Source organism: Arthrobacter sp. 9V (assembly GCF_902506065.1).
Classification (GTDB): Bacteria; Actinomycetota; Actinomycetes; order Actinomycetales; family Micrococcaceae; genus Arthrobacter.
Genome location: NZ_LR732912.1, coordinates 3,786,504 through 3,805,442, shown reverse-complemented (window position 1 = coordinate 3,805,442; position 18,939 = coordinate 3,786,504). Strand labels below are relative to the sequence as shown.

16 protein-coding genes are annotated in these 18,939 nt (G+C 63.6%); 5 read left to right on the top strand and 11 right to left on the bottom strand.

What is annotated here, in order from left to right; genetic code table 11:
* From BACI9J_RS17430 to BACI9J_RS17415, 4 genes are all read left to right on the top strand, one after another.
* Positions 1-1,026: an ABC transporter permease gene (locus BACI9J_RS17430; protein ID WP_159735476.1), complete on the top strand. Its 1,026-nt coding sequence runs from the start codon at positions 1-3 to the stop codon at positions 1,024-1,026.
* Positions 1,023-1,880 (top strand): ABC transporter permease, encoded by an 858-nt coding sequence (locus BACI9J_RS17425; RefSeq protein WP_159735475.1) that lies wholly within the window; start codon positions 1,023-1,025, stop codon positions 1,878-1,880. Before BACI9J_RS17430 ends, BACI9J_RS17425 begins: the two co-directional genes overlap by 4 nt.
* Complete coding sequence (locus tag BACI9J_RS17420) at positions 1,877-3,490, top strand: dipeptide ABC transporter ATP-binding protein (protein WP_159735474.1); 1,614 nt, start codon at positions 1,877-1,879, stop codon at positions 3,488-3,490. The genes BACI9J_RS17425 and BACI9J_RS17420 overlap by 4 nt, the downstream gene beginning before the upstream one ends.
* Before the next feature lie 63 nt (positions 3,491-3,553).
* Complete coding sequence (locus BACI9J_RS17415) at positions 3,554-4,972, top strand: NAD(P)/FAD-dependent oxidoreductase (protein ID WP_159735473.1); 1,419 nt, start codon at positions 3,554-3,556, stop codon at positions 4,970-4,972.
* 157 nt (positions 4,973-5,129) lie between these two features.
* Here the strand turns inward: BACI9J_RS17415 and BACI9J_RS17410 are convergent, their stop codons facing one another.
* The 5 genes from BACI9J_RS17410 to BACI9J_RS17390 all read right to left on the bottom strand — a co-directional run bounded on the left by BACI9J_RS17410 (position 5,130) and on the right by BACI9J_RS17390 (position 10,984).
* Positions 5,130-5,762 carry a hypothetical protein gene (locus BACI9J_RS17410; protein ID WP_236558744.1) on the bottom strand — a complete coding sequence of 211 codons (633 nt, stop codon included), beginning with the start codon at positions 5,760-5,762 and terminating at the stop codon, positions 5,130-5,132.
* 209 nt (positions 5,763-5,971) lie between these two features.
* On the bottom strand, positions 5,972-6,637 hold the full coding sequence (locus BACI9J_RS17405) for a TetR/AcrR family transcriptional regulator (RefSeq protein ID WP_159735471.1): 666 nt from the start codon (positions 6,635-6,637) through the stop codon (positions 5,972-5,974).
* Positions 6,634-8,670, bottom strand: coding sequence for a YhgE/Pip domain-containing protein (locus BACI9J_RS17400; RefSeq protein ID WP_159735470.1), 2,037 nt, complete (start codon positions 8,668-8,670; stop codon positions 6,634-6,636). The genes BACI9J_RS17405 and BACI9J_RS17400 overlap by 4 nt, the downstream gene beginning before the upstream one ends.
* Positions 8,667-9,455, bottom strand: coding sequence for an ABC transporter ATP-binding protein (locus tag BACI9J_RS17395; RefSeq protein ID WP_159735469.1), 789 nt, complete (start codon positions 9,453-9,455; stop codon positions 8,667-8,669). The genes BACI9J_RS17400 and BACI9J_RS17395 overlap by 4 nt, the downstream gene beginning before the upstream one ends.
* 71 nt (positions 9,456-9,526) lie before the next feature.
* Positions 9,527-10,984 carry a dihydrolipoyl dehydrogenase family protein gene (locus BACI9J_RS17390; RefSeq protein WP_159735468.1) on the bottom strand — a complete coding sequence of 486 codons (1,458 nt, stop codon included), beginning with the start codon at positions 10,982-10,984 and terminating at the stop codon, positions 9,527-9,529.
* A 229-nt stretch (positions 10,985-11,213) separates the two neighbouring features.
* Here BACI9J_RS17390 and BACI9J_RS17385 point away from each other — a divergent pair, with 229 nt between their 5' ends.
* On the top strand, positions 11,214-12,044 hold the full coding sequence (locus BACI9J_RS17385; protein WP_159735467.1) for a sulfurtransferase: 831 nt from the start codon (positions 11,214-11,216) through the stop codon (positions 12,042-12,044).
* 212 nt (positions 12,045-12,256) lie between these two features.
* Here BACI9J_RS17385 and BACI9J_RS17380 read toward each other — a convergent pair whose 3' ends face one another.
* Genes BACI9J_RS17380 through BACI9J_RS17355 form a run of 6 tightly spaced genes read right to left on the bottom strand, consistent with a single transcriptional unit; the run spans position 12,257 to position 18,836 of the window.
* Positions 12,257-12,943: an N-acetylmannosamine-6-phosphate 2-epimerase gene (locus tag BACI9J_RS17380; protein ID WP_159735466.1), complete on the bottom strand. Its 687-nt coding sequence runs from the start codon at positions 12,941-12,943 to the stop codon at positions 12,257-12,259.
* Between the two features lie 22 nt (positions 12,944-12,965).
* Positions 12,966-13,985: an ROK family protein gene (locus BACI9J_RS17375; protein WP_159735465.1), complete on the bottom strand. Its 1,020-nt coding sequence runs from the start codon at positions 13,983-13,985 to the stop codon at positions 12,966-12,968.
* Positions 13,986-13,991: 6 nt separating this feature from the next.
* Complete coding sequence (locus tag BACI9J_RS17370; RefSeq protein WP_159735464.1) at positions 13,992-14,909, bottom strand: dihydrodipicolinate synthase family protein; 918 nt, start codon at positions 14,907-14,909, stop codon at positions 13,992-13,994.
* Positions 14,910-14,946: 37 nt separating this feature from the next.
* Positions 14,947-15,762: an ABC transporter ATP-binding protein gene (locus BACI9J_RS17365; protein ID WP_159735463.1), complete on the bottom strand. Its 816-nt coding sequence runs from the start codon at positions 15,760-15,762 to the stop codon at positions 14,947-14,949.
* The gene (locus BACI9J_RS17360) at positions 15,759-17,876 is read right to left on the bottom strand and encodes a dipeptide/oligopeptide/nickel ABC transporter permease/ATP-binding protein (protein WP_159735462.1); all 2,118 of its coding nucleotides are present in this window, start codon (positions 17,874-17,876) and stop codon (positions 15,759-15,761) included. The genes BACI9J_RS17365 and BACI9J_RS17360 overlap by 4 nt, the downstream gene beginning before the upstream one ends.
* 3 nt (positions 17,877-17,879) lie before the next feature.
* Positions 17,880-18,836, bottom strand: coding sequence for an ABC transporter permease (locus BACI9J_RS17355; RefSeq protein ID WP_268891978.1), 957 nt, complete (start codon positions 18,834-18,836; stop codon positions 17,880-17,882).
* Between the last annotated feature and the right edge of the window lie 103 nt (positions 18,837-18,939).

The window sequence follows — 18,939 nt, the reverse complement described above, 5'->3', positions numbered from 1 at the left end:
ATGACCGCTACAGATCACGTACAGGCCTCGGCGCCGGCCGTTCCCACCCGTAAACGGGAAAAAGGCAAGGCAACCCGCCCGGCGATGTACATACTGAAGAAGCTGCTGGCCCTGGTGCTGACATTGTTTGTGGCCTCACTGGCCGTGTTCTTCTCACGCTTCCTGGTTCCCGGCGATCCCGCCCGGTTCCTGCTGAGGGGACGCAGCCCCAAACCCGAGGCACTTGAAGAGATCACCCGGCAATTCGGCCTGGATAAACCAGCTTGGGAACAATACCTGAATTGGCTGGGCGGGATTCTCCAAGGGGATTGGGGACGTTCACTGACCTACCGCCAGGACGTTTCGGACGTCTTGCTCGGACGGCTGCCCACCACTCTGCAACTCGTAGCACTCGCGGCAGTTTTTATTACCGTCCTGGGATTGTTCGCCGGCATTGTGGCCAGCCTGAACAAGGGCTTCGGTGACCGCTTCATCCTCATCACCCTCACCGCAGCCGGCGCCGTTCCGCCGTTCGTGGCAGCCATCGCCTTGGTAGCGCTCTTCTCCGTGGGCTTGGGCTGGTTCCCCTCCTTCGGAAGCGGCGACGGCGGATGGGACCGGATCTGGCATCTCACCCTCCCGGCACTCGCCTTGGGCATCACCTACATCGCCATGGTGGCCAGGGTGACCCGTTCCTCCATGAACGAGCAGCTGCTCCGCGAACACGTTGAGGTGGCCACCAGCCGCGGCCTCACCCGCGGATCGGTGGTGGCACGCCACGTCCTGCGCAACGCCTTGGGACCCATCCTGACCGTGAGTGGTGTTTTGGTGGCCGGACTTTTGGTCTCCAGCGCCATCATCGAACGCACTTTCGGCCTTTCCGGCATCGGACAGCTTTTGGTGCAGTCCATCGACAGGCTCGACTTCGGCGTTGTCCAGGCGATCGTCATGGTGGTGGTTGCAGCGTTCGTCCTGGTCAACACCGTGGTGGACCTCGTCCAACCCCTCATTGATCCGCGCATTGCGGCCGGAACGGAGTCACGATGACGTTAGCCATCCAGCTGCCACAGGCGGGGCTTCGCCGTTACGGCAGCCTCCTGTCACCCATGGCGTGGGGCGCGCTGGCCGTTGCCGCCGTCGTCGTACTTCTTTCACTTTTCGCCCCGGTCCTGGCACCGTACGACCCCGACTATGTGGACCTCAACAACGTTCTTGCCGGACCCGGCGGGCAGCACCTGCTGGGGACCGACGCCCTGGGCCGCGATCTCCTCAGCCGGCTCATGCACGGTGGGCGGACCTCGCTGCTGGGGCCCACCATAGTGGTGATCGGATCCACCGTGCTGGGCCTGCTTCTTGGCCTGGTAGCCGGATGGTCCGAGGGGTGGCTGGGCAAGGTTTTGGGCCGTCTCTTCGATCTTCTCTTCGCTTTTCCCGCGCTGCTCATGGCCATGCTTGCCATCGCGTTGTTCGGCAAGGGGCTTTTCGCGCCCATCCTGGCCATGACCATCGCCTACGTTCCGTACGTTGCCAGGCTGGCGCAGTCCTTGGTGGTGGCTGAGCGGAGCAGGCCGTATGTCCAGGCATACCGGGTGCTCGGATTCCGGACACCCTGGGTGGTGCTGGGACGGGTTCTGCCCAACCTCATTCCTACCGTGGGCGCCCAGTCAACACTGAACTTCGGCTATGTGCTGGCCGACCTCGCGGCGCTCTCCTTCATCGGGCTCGGCGTGCAACCGCCCACCAGCGACTGGGGCGCCATGATCGAGGAATCCCGTGGCGCCCTGCTGGGCGGTTACATCCTCCCCGCCTTCTGGCCCGCGTTGGTAGTGGTCCTGGTGGTGGTGGCCGTGAACGTCATCGGCGAGGAACTCTCAGACCGCATCGGAGGAAAACTTTCATGAGCCAGCTCTTGAAGATCGAAAACTTTACGCTTGGCTTCCCGGGCCGGCCGCCGCTGCTGGATGGCGTCTCCCTTCACGTGAACGACGGCGAAGCTGTAGCCTTGGTGGGGGAGTCCGGCTCGGGTAAGTCGCTGACCACCCGGGCCGCGCTGGGGTTGCTTCCCGGCGGTTCGGAATCCTCCGGGACCGTGGCGGTTCAGGGCCTCGATACCCTCACGGCCAGCAAGCAAAGCCTCATGGAACTGCGCCGGAAACACGCTTCCATGATCTTCCAGGACCCCAGGGCCGGGATCAATCCCGTCCGCACCGTGGGGGACTTCCTCACCGAAACCCTGCTTCGCTTTGATGGGTTGTCCCGTGCGGAGGCCACGGAACGGGCTGTGAAACAGCTGGAGCAGGTTGGGTTGCGGCGGGCAAAAGAGCTCATGGACCAGCACCCGCACCAGCTCTCCGGTGGCATGCTGCAGCGCGTCATGATCGCAGCAGCGCTCCTGAATTCACCGGACCTGTTGCTGTGCGACGAGCCCACCACCGCGCTGGATGTCACAACCCAGGCGGGAATCGTGAAGCTCCTCCGTGAAGAGCAACAGTCGCGGGGGATGGGAATGCTCTTCATCACGCACGACCTCAACCTCGCAGCAAGCTTGTGCGAACGCGTCTATGTGCTCCGACGCGGCGAAGTGGTGGAGCACGGGCCCACCCGCACTGTGTTTCTTACTCCTGAGCAGGACTACACGCGGCAACTGGTAGAGGCGACACCCGTCATTGAGCCACGGGCTGCTTCCTCTGTGGCGGTTTCCGGGCTGGATTCAGCCCCTTTGCTGAAGGTCACTGGTCTATCCAAGACGTACCAGCTTCCCCGCGGCGAGGTCATCACGGCCCTGGAAAGCGCCGATTTCAGCTTGCCGGAGGGCGGCTCCCTGGGCATCGTGGGTGAGTCCGGCTCCGGAAAGTCCACCCTCGCCCGGCTGGTGGTGGCTCTGGAAACCGCCACCGCCGGCGAACTCGCCCTCCGGGACGTACCGCGTCCGCGCCGCGCCTTGAAAGCCTCCGAAAGGAAATTTCTTGCCAAGGACGTCCAGATTGTGTTCCAGGATCCCTACCTGTCTTTGGACCCGCGCATCCCTGTAGGGAACGCCGTAGCCGACGTCTTCCGCCTGCATCAAAAGCAAGGACGCAAGGAAGCCAAGGAAAGTGCCCGCAACCTGCTGGGACGGGTGGGCATCGGAGCGGAACGGGTCGAAGCCCTGCCCCGTGCCCTCTCCGGTGGCCAGCGGCAACGCGTTGCGTTAGCAAAAGCGCTTGCTGCCCGCCCACGCCTGCTGGTCCTGGACGAGGCCACCAGTGCATTGGACGTTTCGGTTCAGGCCCAAGTGCTGGAGCTCGTGGAGGAACTCCGGGACCAGCTCGGGCTGACCATCTTGTTTGTCACCCACGATCTCGCTGTGGTCTCACGCTTGTGCTCGGAGATTCTGGTGATGCATCAGGGAAGGATCGTGGAGCACGGGCCCACAGCGCGAATCCTTGAGGATCCTGGAGATGACTACACGCGGAACCTCATCGCCTCCCGTCCCCGGCCATTGTGGGACGCCGAACCGGTAACTGCCTGAGCAGTAGCGGTCACGAACAGCCCCGGCGCCTCATCAGCGCGCCTAGAAACAGGAGAACCTCCCGTGAAGACCACCGTTTTCGAACGGAATGTCCCGCAGACCGCCGTCGTATCCCATGCGCTGGCAGGTGCGGCCCACCGGCCGTACTGGATCGACCACCTCAAGGACTCAGCCACCCGCTACCCCCAACTCGACGGCGATGCTGCCGCGGACTTAGTGATCGTCGGCGGCGGCTACACCGGATTGTGGACAGCGTTACGCGCCAAGGAACGCGACCCCGGCAGGACAGTGATCCTGCTGGAAGGGGAGCGGGTGGCCTGGGCAGCTTCGGGCCGTAATGGTGGTTTCTGCGAGGCGAGCCTCACCCACGGCCATGAGAACGGAAAGAACCGGTGGCCGGACGAGTTGGAAACCCTGGACCGCTTGGGCATGGAAAACCTGGACCGCATGCAGGAGGCCGTGGAGAAGTACGGCATGGATTGCGAGTGGGAGCGCACCGGAGAGCTCAACGTTGCAGTGGAACCGCATCAAGTGGCGTGGCTCCAGGAGGACGACAGCCCAGGCAGCGTCTTCCTGGACCAGGACGCCGTCCGTGCAGAGGTCAACTCGCCCACTTACCTGGCAGGCCGCTGGCACAAAGACTCCGTGGCCATGGTCCATCCGTACAAACTAGGGCTGGAATTGGCGCGGGTGGCTACTGAGCTGGGTGTGGTGATTTACGAAAGCACACGAGTTCGCGAGTTGAACGATCATGAGCACGGCGTCACGGTTGTCACGGAGCGCGGCATCGTGGAAGCGGGACACGTGGTCCTTGGTACCAACGTGTTTCCTTCACTTCTGAAGCGGAACCAGCTCATGACGGTGCCGGTGTACGACTACGCACTCATGACCGAGCCCCTCACCGCAGAGCAGTTGGAGTCCATCGGTTGGGGGAAGCGGCAGGGCATCGGGGACGTAGCCAACCAGTTCCACTATTACCGCATCACCAAGGACCACCGGATCTTGTTCGGAGGCTACGACGCGCTCTACTTCTGGGGACGCCGCGTTGACCAAAAGCACGAACACCAGCCGGCAACGTGGGAGAAGATCGCCTCGCACTTCTTCACCACGTTCCCGCAGCTCGAAGGCCTGAAGTTCACCCATAAGTGGGCCGGACCCATCGATTCGAGCACCCAGTTCTGCGCGTTCTTCGGCACCGCGCGGAAGGGGCGGGTGGCGTACGCGGCCGGTTTCACAGGGCTGGGAGTGGGAGCCACGGCCTTCGCCGCCGATGTCCTCCTGGACCTGTTGGCCGGCCTCGACACCGAGCGCACCCGGCTGGAGATGGTACGGAAACGCCCCCTGCCCTTCCCGCCTGAGCCGCTGGCATCGCTGGGCATCAACCTGACGCGCTGGTCCATGGACAGGGCCGATCACAACCAGGGCAAACGGAACCTTATCCTCAAAGCCCTCGACGCCGTGGGCCTGGGTTTCGACTCCTGACCCACCCGTTGTGGGGCCCGCTTTGCGCGTTTGGATCACGGGTTGGGGCGCAGAGTGGGCCTCGCAACGCGGGGTGGTTTGTTGTGGGGCCTGTTTTGCGTGTTTGGATCCCGGTTTTGGGGCGCAGAGTGGGCCTCGCAACGCGGGGGGTGGGGCGTTAGCGCTTGGGTACGGGCTTGCGTTGGGTGGAAGCGCTCGACGCCGGACGCTTGGCTTGCGCTGCTGGCGTACGGGGCGCGGGACGCTTGGTGGACGAGGCCTTCGCAGTGCTCGAAGGGCGTTGCATCTGGGCGGCCGGGCGCTTGGCTGGCACGGCCGGTCGGGAAGCCGCGGGTTTGCGGGGAGACGCCGTTCGCTTGGCTGGAGTCGCAGGTCGTCGGACTGGCGCAACAGACCGTGAACCAAACGACGGCACCACTGCCCCAAGGAAGAGCACCGCCAGTGTCCCGACCCCCGCCGCAGCTGCCAAGTAGAAGTAGATGTCCGAATCCTGGGTGCTCACCGCACTGCCCAGAGCGTTGGCATCCTGGTTGAAGGCAATGCCCCACATCCGCAGGAAAGCGATGCTGCAACCTATGAAAACGCTGGTGCCCGCTGCGCCAAGCAGGACCACAAGATAGCGTCGGCGGCTAAAGACTTGCACGAGGGAGGCCAGATAGCAGACCAGCACAGCGCCAAGGAACAAGTACAGGACCAGTTCCTCCAGAACCACGGCGGCCAGCACCAACAGCCCGAGTGAGACGAATGCGGCCACCACCGCAAGCTTCCCGCTGTTCCCCATGTGACGCATGAGGTTAATCATCGCCGACCAAGTGGCCGCGCCACGCCGTCGTACATTGCAGTTGGATACCGTTGCGGGGCCCACTCTGCGCCCCTAACGCCAAGAAGGAGGCGCAGAGCGGGCCTCACAACGCTCGTCCGTTTGCTTGCCGGGCCCACTCTGCGCCCTAAAAGCCAAGAAGGAGGCGCAGAGCGGGCCTCACAACGGGCAAGCCAGGGCTACTTGATGACGTACCCGTGCATGATGGTCATCACGGCGGCCACGCTTTGCTCACGCGTACGTTCAGGGTTGTACGTCTGCCGGTCCAGCCCCACAACGAAAATAGCCCCGAAAATCGCTGCTTCCAACGAGCCGCGAGCAATGCTCTCGTCCACCTTGTATCCCGTCGCGACGCTCTCCACGGCCGAGCCGATAACGGCCAGGAGTTCAGCGCGGAGCTCGGCAAACACGGCACTCCATTCGCCGGGCGTGCGCCAGTTTTCGCTGACCCACAGGCGGGCAAAGGAGGGGTAGTCGTCCATGAATTCCATGGCCTGGCCCACCATGTTGTTCATGGATTCCAGGGGATCGCTGCTCTGCCCGCGGACGTCCTGCAAGCGGACCAGCATGATGTCCACACCGTGCCGCAGCAACTGTGCGATCAGATCGGACTTGCTGCCGAAGTTGTAGTAGACAGTCCCTTTCGACACCCCGGCAGCGGCCGCAATTTCATCCACGGTCACCCCCGCAGCGCCGCGCTCGCCGATCAGCTCCATGGAGGCCTCGAACAGGCGCTGCTTGGTGGCGTTGGTACGGCCGGGGCGGAGTTTCTTGTCTGCGGGACCGGCCGTGCCGGCGGTGGAAGCAGTGCCGGCGGTGGAAGGGACCGGCTCGGTGGTGCTCATACTGCGATCTCCGGCTTCAGCGTCTTGAGGGTCCACACCTTGTGCTTGCGGACGGCGAGCGTTGACAGTGCCGCTCCCAGCAAAGTGTATCCAAGCAGGCCCAGCACGGTGGGCCAGATCATGCTGAGTTCGCCGCCGTAGATCAGGTGCCGCATGCCGGTGACCACGTAGCCCATGGGCAGGACCTCGTGCACAACGTGGAGTGGCATGGGGGTGGTTTGCCACGGGAACGTTCCGCCCGAGGACACAAGTTGCAGGACCAGCAGGATCAGCACCACGAACTTTCCGGGCGTCCCCATGAGCGCTACGATCCCCTGGATGATGGCGCTGAAGGCCATCACCGCGGCCAGCATGAACAACCACATTCCGATGGGGTGGGCAGGGTTCAGGCCCAGGCCTAGGTCCACCACCAGGGTGAGGATGGTGGCCTGCAGCACCGAGACCACGAAGAACGGCAGCCAGCCCCCGACGGCGATTTTCCAGGCGGGGGCGTTAGACGCCAAGGCCCGTTGGGTGATGGGTCGCATGGCCTGGACCAGCATGAACACGCCAATCCACAGTGCAAGGGTCAGGAAGAAGGGAGCCAGGCCTGCACCGTAAGAACCTGCCTTGGCTTGGGAGACGTTGTCCACGGCCACTGGATCAGCGATCACCTTGGACACGCTGTTCTTCTGGTCATCGTTGGGGTTGGGGATCTCTCCCGCACCCTTGGCCAGCTCCGTGGCCAGGGTATGTGAACCGTCGGACGCGGTCACTGCGCCGCTGGCGAGCTGGCCTGCACCGTCGTCAAGTTGATGCGCGCCGTCGTCAAGCATGGCGGCGCCGTCCAAGGCTGTCTGCTGGCCGGCGGCCAACGTTGATGCGCCCGTGCTCAGCTGCCCGGCGCCGTCCGCTGCCTGGGAGATCGCGTCGGTAAGGGCAGGCGTCGCAGCTGCGAGCTGGGATGCTCCGGCGCTCACGGCGGCTGATCCGTCCGAAAGCTGCTGGATCTTGGCAGCGTCGCCAGCAATCTTGGACTTCGCGTCCGTCACCGGGCTCGATGCTGCGGCGGCATCAAAGTCAGCCAGGACGTTATCGGCCTGCTCCTGAGTCAGCACTCCGGCCGTGACCAGCCGAGCGTTCGATTCCACCACGCGGTTGCGGAGGCCCTTGTCCGCCGCGTCGAGTTGCCCGACGACGTCCTGGACTTTCGCGTTCAGCTCGGCATTTCCGGCGGCTACTTGGGCTGCTCCGTCCGCGAGTTTCCGTGAATCGGCGGGAAGGGTAGCGGTCTTGTTTTTGAGCTCGGTCAGGCCCGAGCTCAACTGGCCCGCACCGGCGTTCAGCTGCACAGCGCCGTCGCGCAATTGGGTTTGCCCGGCCACCAGTTGGTCCGCACCGGTGACCAGTTGGCTAGTTCCGCTGTGCAGCGTCGCGGCGCCGTCACTGAGTTTCCCTACACCTGTGGCCAACTCCGAGGCGCCGTCCGCGGCCTTCACGATGGACGCGTGAATGGTGCCGAAACCGGTGAGGAGCTGGTTGGCCGTTTCCTCGCCCACTTCCTTGGCCACCGTTGAATGCACGGCCGTTGTCAGCTTGTCCACGATGGTGCTCAGGAGGTAGTTGTTGGCGTCGTTGGTGGTGACGTGCAGCATGGCCTGGTTGGCGGCGTCGAAACTGCCGGGGGAGACCAAGTTGGCTGAGAAATCCTTGGGAATGCGCAGGGCGAAGGCATATTCACCCGTGCGAACTCCTGCGTCTGCATCCTCAGCGCTGGAGACCTGCTTCCAGTTGAAGACGTGGCCCTCCACCAGGCTGTCCGCCACCTTCTTGCCGGCTTGCAGCTGGGTGCCGTCTTTTGAGGTGGCGCCCGTGTCCTCCACTACCAAAGCGGCGTCGATCTGGTTCAGGTTGCCGTATGGATCCCAGTTCGCGTAAAGGTACACCGCGCCGTACAGCAACGGGACCATGGTGAGGGCGAGGATGGTCAGCTTGGGCAGGAGCCCGCCGGTCATGCGCTTGAGTTCGGAGCGGGCCAGCCGCAGAACAGTCACTTTGCAGTCCTTTGAAGGTTTTCGTGGTCAGGTTGGGCAGCTGCTGTGGTGGCTGCCGGTGCTTCAGGCGCCGCTTGGGCAGCGTGCTTGGCCTTGGGCTCGACGGCGGTTGGGGGCTTTGGCTCGGCAGGCGCGGCTTCGGCCTCCGGTTCAGGGGGATGCGTCACCGAGTTACCGATCACCGCTGCGGAGCCGGTCCAGTTGTCCGCGAGGGCACCTACCACCGCGACGACGGCTAGCGGCCGTCCGGCGTCGGACGCCAAAGCCTGAAGCCGGGGCAACCAAGCGGCGGGATCCGCACTATGCCGGTCAGGGGAGTCCAGCACCAGGAGGTCTGTTGCCGGATCTGCCAAGGCCAGCGCGGTCAGGAGTTCAAGGCGGCGTGCGGCGGGAAGTTGCTCGATCCATAGTCCGGCGATGTCTTCAAAGCTGTTGACCTTCAACCATGGTTTGCTCAGCAGCGCGCCGCGGTAACGGCGGGGGATAAGGGAGAGGTCCTCGGTGACGAGGTCTCGGACGCTGAGGTGTTGCTCGGGCTCGTTGACGCCCGGGGAGTCAACCAGTGCACTGGCGAGGCGGATCTTCTTGGTTTTGGTGGTGGTGTCCCAGCTGAGGACGCCGTTGCTTGGCTTCATGCGGCCGCTCAACGCCAACGCCAGGGCGGTCCGCTGGTCCTGGCCGTCTCCAGCGACGAGCAGGAGTTCACCGCGGCGGACTTGAAGTGACGTTGCCGGAAGGAGATCGCCCCGGCGGCCGTTGATCTGAAGTTGCTGTACGGACAGCACAATGAAGCCTTTCGCAGAAATGGTGTCTGCTGAAAGTCTAACTAAACTGACCAGTCAGTTCAAATAGAGATTTAGAGTCCGTACTGTTCCAGAAGTCGCAGCCATACCTCGCTGATGGTTGGATAGGACGGAACGGCATGCCAGAGCCTGTCCAAGGGAACCTCGCCCACTATGGCGATCGTTGCTGAGTGTAGGAGTTCGGCCACACCTGCACCTACGAAAGTGGCTCCCAGGATGACGTTGCGGTCCTCATCCACCACCATCTGCGCCCAGCCTTTGTAATCAGGGGAGTGGAGTTGGGAACCTGAGACGTTGATGGGCAATTCCACGCCCGTGACGTTCTTGCCCTGCAGGAGTGCCTGTTCAAGGCTCAGGCCCACTGACGCCACTTCGGGATCGGTGAACACGACGCTCGGGACAGCGTGATCGTTGGCGGTATGGGCCCAAGCACTCCACGGCTGGGGCGCGCCTTTGAGCTTTCCGCTGGCCCTTGCTGCGATTGCGTCGCCGGTAGCCCGGGCCTCGTATTTGCCCTGGTGGGTCAACAGCACCTTGCCGGCTGCGTCCCCGGCCGCGTAGAGCCACAATCCGCTGGTGCCATCACTGGCAGGACCCTCCACCAAACCGCTGGCGTCGGTGGTGAGGCGCAGGCGTTTGCCGTCCGGCGCTTCCACGCCCACATTTTCCAAGCCAAGGTTGGCCAAAGCGGGGTGACGTCCCGAGGCGACCAGGAGTTGATCGGCCACCAGTGACTTGCCGTCAAAAGTGACCGTCACCGAGCCGTCGTCGTTCTTCTCCGTCTTTTGTACGTCAGTGTGGACGTGGACAGTCACGCCGTCGGCGCGAAGCCCCGCCAACACCAGATCGGCAGCTTCCTCCGGGTAGCTGCTCAGCAGGCGTCCGCGGGCAATCAACGTGACGTCCGAGCCGAGGCGGGCGAACGCCTGCGCCATTTCCACCCCTGCCACGCCTCCGCCGAGCACCGCAAAACGCTTGGGGATTTCCTTTGCTGCGGTGGCGCCGCGGGTTGTCCAGAAGGGAACGTCGCTGAGGCCGTCAATATCCGGAATGGTGGGAGTTGAACCTGTCGCGATCACCACGGCGTGGTGGGCTTTGAGTGAGTAGTTGTTGCCATCGAGCCCATCCACCTGGACCTCGCGGGGTCCCGTGATGCGGCCCCGGCCGCGGATCAACTCAATGCCGGCACTGTCCAGCCATTCGACCTGGCTGCCGTCCTGCCAATTATTCGTGAACCAATCCCGGTGCTTGAGGGCAGCCTCGGCGTCCACGGTTCCAGTGATCGCTTCCTTGGCCCCGGGTATGACTTGGGCGGCGTGGAGCACATTCCCCGGACGGAGGAGCGCCTTTGAAGGGATGCACGCCCAGTAAGAGCACTCGCCGCCCACCAGCTCGCTTTCGATGATCACCGCCGTCAGGCCGCCACGAACCACCCGGTCCGCTACGTTTTCTCCAACGGCGCCCGCGCCGATCACGATTACATCGAATTCCCGGGAGCTCTCGGCAGTCATGGGGAAAGCCTACAACCGCTCCCTGAGCGTTGTGGGGCCCGCCCTGCGGGGTTGGAGTGGGTTTTGGGGCGCAGAGCGGGCCCCGCAACGCGAGGGTGTTGTGTTGTGGGGCCTGCTCTGCGGGGTTGGAGTGGGTTTTGGGGCGCAGAGTAGGCCCCACAAGGTGTAGGCAGTCCAAATAATGGGATTCGGATCTCAAAATACGGAACCGGCGGATAGGCTGCATGGCATGGGAGAAGAATCAAAGCCTTTTGTCGACTGGAGCTGGTGCGAGGACAACCCGGGAAAATTCGTTCTCGCGGATTCCCGGTGGTACCTCGACGGCTCTTCGGGGCGGGACGCATATCTGAACGGACACCTTCCCGGGGCCGTCTTCATCGACCTGGATCAGTGGCTATCCGGCCCTGCGTCCCCGGAGGTCGGCAGAAACCCGTTGCCTGATCCCGAGGTCTTTGCCCAAGGCATGCGGGAAGCCGGCATCAGCGACGCTGACACAGTAATTGCCTACGACGACGCCGGGGGAGTCATCGCCGCCAGGCTCGTGTGGATGCTCCGATCCACGGGGCACAACGCCGCGATCCTCAACGGCGGCCTGGGCGCTTATCCGGGCGAACTCAGCACCGAGGTGCTTGCGCCGCGGACGGGAGATTTCTCGGTTCGAACTTGGCCCGAGCACCTGCTCTCCGACATTTCCGAGGTATCCGACGGCGAACACACCGTGATCGACGCGCGGAATCGCGACCGTTTCGACGGACTCCAAGATCCCGTGGACCCTCGCCCTGGACACATACCCGGCGCAGTGAACGTCCCGTGCCGCGGAAACCTCGATTCGTCGGGACAACTGCTGCCCGAGCTCGAGATTCGCGCGAACTTCGAGCGCGCCGGCGTCCTGTCGGCAGGGAACGCCCTTTCCTACTGCGGTTCCGGAGTGACGGCCTGCCACAACCTGCTGATGATGGAGCAACTGGGAATGGGCCGGGGCAAGCTGTTCGTGGGCGGGTGGTCCCAGTACTCCCGTGCGCAGGAGAGGCCAGTGGCGAGCGTTTCACCAGGGTTGTGAGGCCTGCTTTGCGGGGTTGGAGTGGGTTTTGGGGCGCAGAGTAGGCCCCGCAACGCGAGGGGTGGTGTGTTGTGAGGCCTGCTTTGCGGGGTTGGAGTGGGTTTTGGGGCGCAGAGTAGGCCCCGCAACGCGAGGGGTGGTGTGTTGTGGGGCCTGCTTTGCGGGCTTGGTGTGGGTTTTGGGGCGCAGAGTGGGCCCCGCAACGCGAGGGGTTACGCGTGCATCGCGCCCTTGAACCAGCCCGTGATGCTGGCCGGGTGGGTGATCGCCGTACCAACAACCACAGCGAACGCGCCGGCGTCGAGGGCTTGCCGGGCGTGGGCAGGGGTATGGATACGGCCTTCCGCAATGAGCGGCTTACCCAACTCAGCGGAAGCGATCTGGGCCAACAGCTCCAAGTCAGGACCATCAGTCTTGGCGCGCTCGCCTGAATAGCCGGACAACGTGGTGCCGATCAGGTCCGCCCCTGCCTCCACGGCTGCAACGGCGTCATCAAACGAACCACAATCGGCCATCACCAGCGCATGTGAGTCGGCGTGGATGCCCGTCACCGTGGCAGACAAGGACAAGCCATCCGGACGTTCCCGCCGCGTTCCATCAATCGCCACAACATGAGCACCGGCATTCGCCACAGCAAGGGCGTGACGCAGCGTGGGGGTGATGAAGACACCGTGGTGCCCGTCCTTCCAGAGGCCAATGACAGGGACCTCGACGGCGGTGCGAGCGAACTGCACGTCGGCCAACCCTTGGACGCGGATCGCCGCAGCCCCGCCGATGACCGCTGACGCGGCCACTTGTGCGGTGGTCCTGGGATCACGCATGGGCTCCCCGGGGTACGCCTGGCAGGAGACGATCAACTGCGAGCGGAGGGCCTCAAGGCCTTCGGGGGTGAGAATCATGATGTCTCCCTATACTTACGGACTACTTAAGGACGAGTTTTGCGGCGCCAACAATGGCAGCGGTGTTGCCGAGGCGTGCCCGAACAACGGGCACGGAAACCAAGGGAGCCAGCAGTTCCTGACGCAAGGCAAACTCCATGGGCTTCCACCAGAGCTCGCCGGCGTCGGCCAGACCACCGGAAATCACGACGGTTTCAGGGTCAAGAATGTTGATGAGTCCGCCCACGGCTTGACCGGCCGCAGCTGCGCATACGTCTATGGCACATAGGGCTGCGGCGCGGTTATCAGCCGAACCTGCGACAGCACCGCCGTCGAGCCCAGCACCGCCGTCGAGCGCCTCAGCAGCGGCCAGTGCAAACACGCCCCGCGTGTCAGCTGCATGGGCAGAAGAGCCGCCAAACCGCAAAAAAGCCTCATAGAGTGCCGGCCCGGAAGCGATGGCCTCGACGTGCCCTGATCCACCGCATACGCACGCCAAGGGAGCCCCATCAAACGCGGCGTAGGGCGAAGCAAAATGCCCCACATGCCCGCCCACAAAGCGGTGCCCCAAGACAGGAGCGCCGTTCAACACAAAACTGCCGCCCACGCCCGTTCCGAACGCAACCATGAGAGAACTTGACGAGCCGGCGGCCGCGCCCAGCCAAGCCTCGCCAAGGGCGTGGGCGTGGACATCGTTGACGGCCTGCACGGCCGAAGGATGAAGTGACAGACGGGAACACAACCCGGAAACAAGAGAAGTCCCCGCCCAACCATGAATCGCATCAGTCGCAGACAGCACCGACCCGGCAACAGCGTCAATAACCCCCGCGGAGCCGACACCGACGCCGGAAACTGAAAGTCCGGCGTCGGCAGCGCGCTCCACCAAGCCCGTGATCAGCGCTGCGGTGGCGTCGAGGATCGCTTCGCCACCGGCCCGGTTCATGGTCGGAATGGTCTCCGACATCAACACGTCGCCGGAAGGGGTAACAACCCCGGCGGCGGTCTTGGTGCCGCCGAGGTCAACGCCGATCGCGTGGGCGGCTTGGGTCAGGGAAGCTGGCATCGAAATTTAGACCAGCCCGTTGCGTTCCAGGATCGAGCGGATCGCAGCCGTCTCGGATTCATTCAAAGACAGCATGGGCGAGCTCATGGTGTTGGACTCGATGACGCCCATCACCTGCAGGGCGGTCTTGAACGCACCCAGGCCGGCAGCGCCACCGGAGACACGTCCGTTGGGGGTGTAGACGATCTCGAAGACGTCGGCCAAGCGGTCCTGCTCCCTTGCTGCAAGAGCCCAGTCGCCGGCCTGCGCGGCGTCGAAGAGGCGGCGGTAGCCGGCCGGATCAACGTTGCCAAGGCCCGGAACAACTCCCTGTGCACCGCCCAGAAGGGCACCGTCCACCACCACTTCGTGACCTGTGAAGATGTCGAAGTTGGGGATGTCCTTGGCTGCAAGGAGCAGTTGGCGGAAGGAGACGTCATCACCGGAGGAGTCCTTGACGCCGGCGATCACGCCGTCGCGTCCAAGGCGGACCAGCAAATCCGTGGGCAGCTTGAAGTGCGTACGGACGGGGACGTCGTAGGCGAAGATCGGCTTCTGGATGGCGGCGTGGATGTCGCGGAAGTGGGTCTCCGTCTCCGCTGCGTTGCCGATCGCGTAGTACATGGAGGTGACCACGATCGCGTCGGCACCCAGGTCAACCACCTTGCGGGCTTCCTCGATCACGCGGGTGGTGGTCTGCTCGTTGGCGCCCACGATCAACGGGACCGCTCCGGCGTTGGCGTCGGCGATGGTGGAGACCACCAGCTCGCGTTCGGCATTGGTCAGGTACGGAACTTCGCCGGAGGAGCCCAGGACGAAAAGTCCGGAGACACCGCCGTCGATCAGGTGCTTGGTGACGTTCTTCAACGACGCGGTGTCGATGCTGCCGTCCGTGTGGCGGGGGGTGATGACCGGGGGGATGACGCCCTGGAACTGAGTGGACACAGAATTCTCCGTTGTTTGTATCTTGTGAAGGGAAAAACTAGATGTGGAGCAGGCTCGGCGCGGCGCCCAGCAGCTTCTTGGTGTAGTCGTTGCTTGGGTTGTCGAAGACCTGGCTGGCTGTGCCTTGCTCCACGATCTTGCCGAAGTACATGACGCAGATGCGGTCGGAAACGTAGCGGACGGTCTGGATGTCGTGGGAAATGAAAACCATGCCCAGGTTCAGCTGCTTCTTCAGATCGGACAACAGGTTCAGGACTTGTGCGCGGACCGAAACGTCCAAGGCAGACGTCGGCTCGTCCGCCACGATGATGTCCGGGTCCAAAGCCAGCGCCCGGGCGATCGCCACGCGTTGGCGCTGGCCGCCGGAAACCTGCGACGGCGTCACTTCGGCTGCCGAATGCGGCAAGCCAACCAGCGCCAACAGTTCCTTGACCTTGGCAGCACGGGAAGCAGCGTTGCCGATCCCGTGGATCTGCAGCGGATCTGTGAGGATGTCCTGGATGGTCATGCGCGGGTTCAATGCCGTTGCAGGGTCCTGGAAGACCACGGAGACGGACCGGCCAAACTCTTTGCGCATGGTCGCGTTCCGCTTGATAGCGGGCTTTCCGTGGAACAACACCTTGCCCGACGTCGGCGGCTGAAGTCCCACAAGCACTGAAGCAAGCGTGGACTTGCCGCAGCCGGACTCACCAACAATGCCTACGGTTTCGCCGCGGCTGATGGTGAAGTCCACGCCGTCCACGGCCTTGACGATGTTCGGACGGAACAGGCCACCGGTCCGTGCGTGGTGGTAGACCTTCACGTCCTTGAGCTCGATGACCGGTTTCGACTCTTGTTGAATTGGTCCACTCATTTCGCATCCTCCTTCAGGTGGCTCGCCCAGTAGTGATCGGCACCGCCGCCGTTGGCCGCGTCAACCGAAGAAACGGAGGTGAGGACCAGTTTCTGGTGGGGATCGGCGTCGGGTCGCAGGGAGCGGGCCGCGAAGCGGTCGCCCGTGGCGAAGTCCCGCGGGGATGGAACAGTGCCGGGGATCTGGTGGAGGCGAACAGCGTCCGCTTCAATGGAGAGGACGGCACCCAGCAGGCCGCGGGTGTACTCGTGCTTGGGGTTCTGCAGGAGCTCCGAAGCCTGCGCAGATTCCACCACCTGGCCCGCGTACATCACGGTGATGCGGTGTGCCAGGGAAGCTACCAGGGCGAGGTCGTGGCTGACGAACACCATGGCAAATCCGAGTTGTTCCCTCAGCTCGTTCAGCAGATCCACAACCTGCTTCTGGACGGTGACATCCAAGGCGGTGGTGGGCTCGTCGGCCACAACAATCTTGGGCGAACGGGACAGGGCCATGGCAATCAACACGCGTTGGCGCTGGCCGCCGGAGAGCTCGTGCGGGTAGCTGGCGAGGGTCCGGACGGGGTCCAGTTTCACCATCTCCAGAAGCTCGGCCGGAGTCTTGCGGCCGCCGCGCTTGGTGAGCTGCTCCATCTGGTCCTTGATCTTCATGGACGGGTTCAGCGAGCTCAGCGCGTCCTGGTAGACCATGGCGATCTGTTCACCACGGAGGCCCACATAGGCCTTGGGGTCGCTGTGCTTAGTGGAGGCGTCCAGGAGTTCCTTGCCATCGAACTTGATGGAACCGGTGACCTGCGCTGTCTTGGGCAAGAGGCCCATCACAGCCAGGGAGGTGATGGACTTACCGCAACCGGATTCACCCACCAAGCCCATGGTTTCGCCCTCGCGGACCGTGAAGGACACGTTGTCCACAATTGCGGTGTCGCCGAAGCGTCCCGGGAAACGGATGGACAGGTTCTTCACTTCGAGCACGTTTCGGGCACCGGGGGAGACCTGCGGGAGGCGGTCGGTGCGCTTCGCTTCGATCGCCGCGAGGAGTTCCAACTCACGGTCCAGCAAAAGGTGCGGGTTCGCGGCCAGTCTCACATCGGTGAGGACGGCTGAGGCGCCCGCCTCGGAAGTGAAGCCGTCAGCGGAAGCCGCACGGACGCCGTCGAGCTCGTGTTCCTCAACCACGGAAGGTTGGGCCACTGAGGTTGCCACCTCGGCGTCAACAGCCACTGCTGCGGAGGAGCCGTCGTCGTCCTTCACCGCCGGAGCGCGGCGGAGCTTCGGGTTCACCATGGCGTCGGTGAGACCCTCGGCCAGGATGTTCAGTGACAGCACGGTCAAGAGGATGGTGAGGCCGGCGAAAGTGGTGGCCCACCAGCCGCCGGACAGCACCAGGTTGCGGCCGTAGGAAATCACGTTGCCCCATGAAGGTGCAGGGTCCTGGACACCTGCACCCAGGAAGGAGAGTGAGGCTTCGAGGATGATGGCGTCGGCCACCATCACTGTGGCGAACACCAGCACAGGGGCTGCGGTGTTGCGGACAATGTGCTTGACCAGGATGTAGAAGCGGCCGGCCCCGATCACTCGCTCGGCACGGACGTAGTCTTCGCCGTACTGGGCCAGGACGTTGGCGCGGACCACCCGGGCAAGTTGCGGGGTGTAGATGATGGCGATCGCGATGATGATGGTGGGCACCGAGTTGCCGAACGCCGCCAACAGCACTGCCGCCAACGCGATGCCGGGGAACGCCATGAGGATGTCCATGAGCCGCATGATGATTTCATTCACGGACTTGCTGGACGTGGCGGCGAAGGAGCCGAGGAGTCCACCAACGAGGATGGCCAGGGCAACTGCGCCGAGGCCGATCATCAGGGATGACTGCGCGCCAAAAAGCAGGCGGGAGAAAATGTCGCGGCCCAGCCGGTCGGTGCCGAAGAAGTGCTCGGCGCCCGGAGGAGTGGCGGGAATGAAGGTCTCCAGAGGATCGTGCGGGGCGATGACCGGCGCGAAGATGGCCGCCAGCACAATCAAGATGAGGAAGAGCAGGGCGATGCGGGAGCCCCAGGGCAGGGCCTTGAAACGAATGCCCGGGGCACTTAGCCGTTCTGCGAGCTTGCTGCGCATGAGCTATACCGTCCTGATTCGGGGGTTGATAAGCAGGTAGAGAAGGTCCACCACGATGTTCACCAGAACAAAAGTGACCGAGATGGTGAGAACCACGCCCTGGACCAGGTTGACGTCCAGGTTGGTGATGCCGTTGAGGATCAGCTGGCCCATTCCTGGCAAGGCAAAGATCATTTCAATCACGACGGCGCCACCCAGCAAGTAGCCCACGCGAAGTCCCAGCACGGTCACCGGGGTGACGAGCGCGTTGCGGAGGACGTTTTTGGAGACAACTTCTCGGTAAGGGACGCCGTTGCCGATAGCCGTGCGGACGTAGTCGCGGTCAAGCTCCTCCACCATGGAAGTGCGGACCACACGGATCAGCGATGCTGACACAGGGATGCCCAGGGCAAGTGCCGGAAGGGCCATGGAGTTGAGCCAACCGCCAAAGCCGGATTCCGGCGTCGCAATTCCGCCCGAGGGGAACATCGGGTTCTCACCGAGCGCGAACCACTGGATCAGCAGGATGCCCAACCAGAACGACGGCGTGGCAATGGCGGCGATCGAGAAGACGCGGACCAGCTGGTCCTGCCACTTGTCGCGGTACAGGGCGCCCATGATGCCGAAGGCCAGGGAGAGGACGATCGCGATGAGGACGCCCAGGAATGTCAGTTGCAGTGTCAGCGGGAAGGCCGAGCCGATCATGGACGCCACCGACTTTGCCGGTGGGGTAGTGACGCCGAGGTCCAACTGCAGGAGCTTGCCGAGGAATCGGAAGTACTGCAGGACCAGGGAGTCGTTCAAGCCATTGTCCTGGCGGTATTGCTGCTTCGCTTCTTCGCTGGCGCCATCGCCAAGTGCTGAACTGGCTTGATCGCCGGGAGCGGCTTGAAGGACGAGGAAGACGAGCAACGTGATGCCCAGGATCATCAATGGCAATGCTGCAAGTCTGCGGCCTAGCAAACGCAATATGGTGACCAATGTGTTCTCCGGTTTGGTTGGGGTGCTGCTGGTTGTGGGGCCCGCTCTGCGGGCTATTCGGGGGATTTAAGGCGCAGAGCGGGCCCCACAACGTGAAGGGTGC

Excerpts from the sequence above, each read along its gene's own strand:
- BACI9J_RS17430 (WP_159735476.1), top strand. The coding sequence starts at position 1 with ATGACCGCTACAGATCACGTACAGGCCTCGGCGCCGGCCGTTCCCACC.
- BACI9J_RS17425 (WP_159735475.1), top strand. The coding sequence starts at position 1,023 with ATGACGTTAGCCATCCAGCTGCCACAGGCGGGGCTTCGCCGTTACGGC.
- BACI9J_RS17420 (WP_159735474.1), top strand. The coding sequence starts at position 1,877 with ATGAGCCAGCTCTTGAAGATCGAAAACTTTACGCTTGGCTTCCCGGGC.
- BACI9J_RS17410 (WP_236558744.1), bottom strand. The coding sequence starts at position 5,762 with ATGCGTCACATGGGGAACAGCGGGAAGCTTGCGGTGGTGGCCGCATTC.
- BACI9J_RS17405 (WP_159735471.1), bottom strand. The coding sequence starts at position 6,637 with ATGAGCACCACCGAGCCGGTCCCTTCCACCGCCGGCACTGCTTCCACC.
- BACI9J_RS17390 (WP_159735468.1), bottom strand. The coding sequence starts at position 10,984 with ATGACTGCCGAGAGCTCCCGGGAATTCGATGTAATCGTGATCGGCGCG.
- BACI9J_RS17385 (WP_159735467.1), top strand. The coding sequence starts at position 11,214 with ATGGGAGAAGAATCAAAGCCTTTTGTCGACTGGAGCTGGTGCGAGGAC.
- BACI9J_RS17380 (WP_159735466.1), bottom strand. The coding sequence starts at position 12,943 with ATGATTCTCACCCCCGAAGGCCTTGAGGCCCTCCGCTCGCAGTTGATC.
- BACI9J_RS17375 (WP_159735465.1), bottom strand. The coding sequence starts at position 13,985 with ATGCCAGCTTCCCTGACCCAAGCCGCCCACGCGATCGGCGTTGACCTC.
- BACI9J_RS17365 (WP_159735463.1), bottom strand. The coding sequence starts at position 15,762 with ATGAGTGGACCAATTCAACAAGAGTCGAAACCGGTCATCGAGCTCAAG.
- BACI9J_RS17360 (WP_159735462.1), bottom strand. The coding sequence starts at position 17,876 with ATGCGCAGCAAGCTCGCAGAACGGCTAAGTGCCCCGGGCATTCGTTTC.